The 4,323-nt window shown below is 55.6% G+C and carries 4 protein-coding genes; 3 read left to right on the forward strand and 1 reads right to left on the reverse strand.

Annotated features, from left to right (window positions below; translation table 11 throughout):
- From RTY00_RS20760 to ampH, 3 genes are all read left to right on the forward strand, one after another.
- A partial coding sequence (locus RTY00_RS20760; protein ID WP_312665945.1) for a transaldolase A occupies nt 1-685 on the forward strand: 685 nt, incomplete at its 5' end.
- A gap of 69 nt (nt 686-754) precedes the next feature.
- Complete coding sequence (tkt, locus tag RTY00_RS20765; RefSeq protein ID WP_312665947.1) at nt 755-2,764, forward strand: transketolase; 2,010 nt, start codon at nt 755-757, stop codon at nt 2,762-2,764.
- 146 nt (nt 2,765-2,910) lie between these two features.
- Nucleotides 2,911-4,080 (forward strand): D-alanyl-D-alanine-carboxypeptidase/endopeptidase AmpH, encoded by a 1,170-nt coding sequence (gene ampH, locus RTY00_RS20770; RefSeq protein WP_008107847.1) that lies wholly within the window; start codon nt 2,911-2,913, stop codon nt 4,078-4,080.
- Between the two features lie 40 nt (nt 4,081-4,120).
- Here ampH and RTY00_RS20775 read toward each other — a convergent pair.
- On the reverse strand, nt 4,121-4,323 hold a 203-nt coding region (locus tag RTY00_RS20775), incomplete at its 5' end, for a DUF1176 domain-containing protein (RefSeq protein ID WP_312665949.1).

Consider the following 4,323-nt stretch of genomic DNA (forward strand, 5'->3'; position numbering starts at 1 on the left):
GGGCCGTGTTTCGACCGAAGTGGATGCGCGCCTCTCCTTCGATCGTGGCATGTGCGTTACCAAAGCTGAGAAGCTGGTACGTCTGTACGAAGAGTACGGCATCGACCGCTCACGCATTCTGATCAAGCTGGCTTCGACCTGGGAAGGCATCAAAGCCGCCGAAGAGCTGGAGAAAAACGGTATCCAGTGCAACCTGACGCTGCTGTTCTCCTTCGCTCAGGCGCGTGCCTGTGCTGAAGCCGGCGTGTTCCTGATCTCGCCGTTTGTTGGTCGTATTTACGACTGGTACAACTCCCGCAAACCGATCGACCCGTATGTGGTTGATGAAGATCCGGGCGTGAAATCGGTGCGTCGTATCTACGATTACTACAAGAAGCACCGTTACAGCACCGTGATCATGGGTGCCAGCTTCCGTAAAGTAGAACAGATTCAGGCGCTGGCCGGCTGCGACCGTCTGACCATTTCCCCTAACCTGCTGGAAGAGCTGGCCAACAGTGATGCGCCGCTGGAACGCAAGCTGGAGCCATCAACCGAAGGCTTCCATCAGCCGGCTTCACTGTCTGAAGCGGAATTCCGTTGGGAACACAATCAGGATCCGATGGCGGTAGAAAAACTGTCAGACGGCATCCGTCAGTTCGCCATCGACCAGCAAAAGCTGGAAGACGTGCTCTCTTCTCGTCTGTAATCCGCACTCACTCTTATGGCGGATGGGCATTGGCTCATCCGCTATCGCCAAATCACAAGGGAGAACCTTATGTCTTCACGCAGAGAGTTGGCTAACGCAATTCGTGCACTCAGCATGGATGCGGTACAAAAAGCAAATTCCGGACATCCCGGTATGCCGATGGGCATGGCCGATATCGCCGAAGTCTTGTGGCGCGATTTCCTCCACCATAATCCCAATAATCCGGCATGGATTGATCGCGACCGCTTCATTCTTTCCAACGGTCACGGTTCGATGCTGCAATACAGTTTGCTGCATCTCACCGGTTACGATCTGCCGATGGAAGAGCTGAAAAACTTCCGACAGTTGCATTCCAAAACGCCAGGTCACCCGGAACTCGGTTACACGCCAGGCATCGAAACCACCACCGGTCCGCTCGGCCAGGGTTTAGCCAATGCTGTGGGCATGGCGATTGCCGAGCGCACGCTGGCGGCGCAGTTTAACCAACCCGATCACGATATCGTTGACCATCACACCTACGTGTTTATGGGCGATGGCTGTTTGATGGAAGGTATCTCGCACGAAGTGTGCTCGCTGGCCGGTACGCTCGGTCTTGGCAAGCTGATTGGTTTCTACGACCACAACGGTATCTCGATTGATGGTGAAACCGAAGGCTGGTTCACCGACGATACCCATAAACGCTTCGAAGCCTATAACTGGCATGTAATCGGCAGCGCAGAAGGTATTGATGGTCACGATCCAGAAGCCATTGCGGCGGCGATCAAGGAAGCGCAAAGCGTCACTGATAAGCCATCGTTGATCATCTGCCGCACGGTGATTGGTTTCGGTTCGCCGAATAAAGCCGGTAAAGAAGAGTCGCATGGCGCAGCGCTGGGCGAAGAGGAAGTGGCGCTGACGCGACAGAAACTCGGTTGGAAATACCCGGCCTTTGAGATCCCTAAAGAGATTTATCAGCAGTGGGATGCCAAAGAAGCCGGCAGTCAGCGTGAAAAATCCTGGGATGAGAAATTTGCCGCCTACAAAGCTGCACATCCGCAGCTGGCTGAGGAATTCAGCCGCCGCGTGAGTGGCGAAATGCCGGTAAATTGGGAAACGGAAACCCAGAAATTTATTGAGCAATTGCAGGCCAATCCGCAAAAAATCGCCAGCCGTAAAGCCTCACAAAATACGCTGGAAGTGTACGGCAAGCTGCTGCCGGAATTCCTCGGTGGTTCGGCAGATTTAGCACCAAGCAACCTCACTATTTGGTCGGGTTCAAAATCGATCAAAGAAGATCTCGCCGGTAACTATATTCACTACGGTGTGCGTGAATTTGGTATGACGGCGATTGGCAACGGCATCGCCACGCACGGCGGCTTCGTGCCGTACACCGCCACCTTCCTAATGTTCGTCGAGTATGCACGTAACGCGGTGCGCATGGCGGCACTGATGAAGGCGCGTCAGGTGCTGGTGTATACACATGACTCCATCGGCCTTGGCGAAGATGGCCCGACGCACCAGCCGGTTGAGCAAATTGCCGGCCTGCGCGTCACGCCAAACCTCAGCTTGTGGCGTCCATGCGATCAGGTAGAAACCGCTGTAGCGTGGAAAGCTGCCGTTGAGCGCCATCACGGGCCAACCGCGCTGATTCTTTCGCGTCAGAATCTGCTGCAGCCGGATCGCAGCAAAGAGCAGGTGGCGAATATCGCGCGCGGTGGTTATGTGCTGAAAGATAGCGCTGGCACACCGGAAGCGATCATCATCGCCACCGGTTCGGAGATTGAAATCGCGCTGGGCGCGGCGGAAAAACTCACCGCTAATGGCCACAAGATTCGCGTGGTGTCGCTGCCGAGTACCGATGTATTTGATAAGCAAGATGCCGCTTATCGCGAATCGGTGCTGCCATCTGGCGTGAAAGCGCGCGTGGCAGTCGAAGCCGGTATTGCTGATTACTGGTACAAGTATGTCGGGCTGGATGGCGCGATTGTCGGTATGACCACCTTTGGTGAGTCAGCTCCGGCCGGCAAACTGTTCCCGGAATTCGGTTTCACCGTCGAGAACATCGTCAGCCACACCGAAGCTTTACTCAAGCCGCACTAATCGATCTGGCCCTGCGTCTTTTTGGCGTAAGGGCCATTTTTTGATCACAGCCTGATACAGAAAAAAATCTGCCCTGCCCTCTTCACGCCTCGCTCAAACTGATTACTATAAGCTTTCCTCCGATTCCTATAGCGGACGCTTTCCCGTTGAAAAAACGTACTCCTTTTTTACTGGCCTTAATGGTTTCAGTGCTTCCATTAAAAAGCATGGCGCAGTCATCGCCCGATCCGCTGTTGGCATCGCAAATTGTTGATCGCTACGCCGAGCACATTTTCTATGGCAGCGGCGCAACCGGCATGGCGCTGGTGGCGATTGATGGCAATCAGCGGGTTTTCGCCAGCTTTGGTGATACGCGCCCCGGCAACAATGTGCGTCCGCAGCCCGATTCGGTGATTCGTATTGCTTCACTCAGCAAGCTGATGACCAGCGAAGTGATGGTAAAGATGGCCGAACGCGGTCAACTGCGTCTTGACGATCCGCTAAGCAAATACGCGCCGCCTGGCGCGCGCGTGCCGAGCTATAACGGTCAGCCGATTCGCCTGATTAACCTTTCCACACATACCAGCGGCCTGCCGCGCGAGCAGCCCGGAGGTAAACCACATCGTCCGGTGTTTGTCTGGCCGACCAAGTCCGATCGCTGGCAGTGGCTGAGTGGCGCTGCATTAAAGGCCGCGCCAGGCACCAATGCCGCCTATTCCAACCTGGGCTTTGATCTGTTGAGCGATGCACTCGCCAAAGCGGCGGGCATGCCGTATCCGGCGCTGTTTCAGCAGTTGATAACGCGTCCGTTGGGCATGAAAGACACCACTTTCACGCCGTCACCGGATCAGTGTCAGCGTCTGATGATTGCCGAGAAAGGCGCCAGTCCGTGCAACAACACGCTGGCCGCTATCGGCAGCGGCGGCGTTTACTCAACGCCAGACGATATGGGCCGCTGGATGCAGCAGTTCCTCAACTCGGCGGTGAATCACCGCACGCCGCAAATTGATCGCCTGCAAACGCTGATCTACCGCCGCGACCAACTGACCAAAGTGGAAGGCATGGATGTGCCGGGCCGCGCCGATGCGTTGGGCATGGGTTGGGTCTATATGGGGCCGAAGGAAGGTCGTCCGGGGATTATTCAGAAAACCGGCGGCGGCGGCGGTTTCATTACCTATATGGCGATGGTGCCGCAGCACAACGTCGGCGTGTTTGTGGTTGTCACGCGCTCGCCATTAACGCGTTTCACCCCGATGAGCGATGGCGTGAATAATATGCTGACCGAGTTGGTGGGCAATCAGTCGGGTTCACCGATGACGGTGCAAGCGATTCGTTAATCATATGGGGGAAGGTCGCCATTAATGGCGACCCTACGGATTAACGCGACTGCACCGGATTCTGCGATTCAGTTACCCAGAGTGTTGGCCAGTCGTCACTGCTGTGCCACGCATCGCAGGTCTTCTCTTCCGCATACTCTGCCAGCACAAATTCGTTACCGTCATACTGCCAGCGCGTCGCCACGCCACAATCACCCAATCCACGTCCTTTACTGAAGGTGTAAAGCAATCCATGGCTGGCAT

The sequence above is a fragment of the Pantoea sp. CTOTU49201 genome (genome assembly GCF_032054795.1).
In the GTDB taxonomy this organism is placed as follows: Bacteria; Pseudomonadota; Gammaproteobacteria; order Enterobacterales; family Enterobacteriaceae; genus Pantoea; species Pantoea symbiotica.

Bases quoted from the DNA above. Each gene is read 5' to 3' on its own strand.
- tkt (WP_312665947.1), top strand. From the start codon at position 755: ATGTCTTCACGCAGAGAGTTGGCTAACGCAATTCGTGCACTCAGCATG.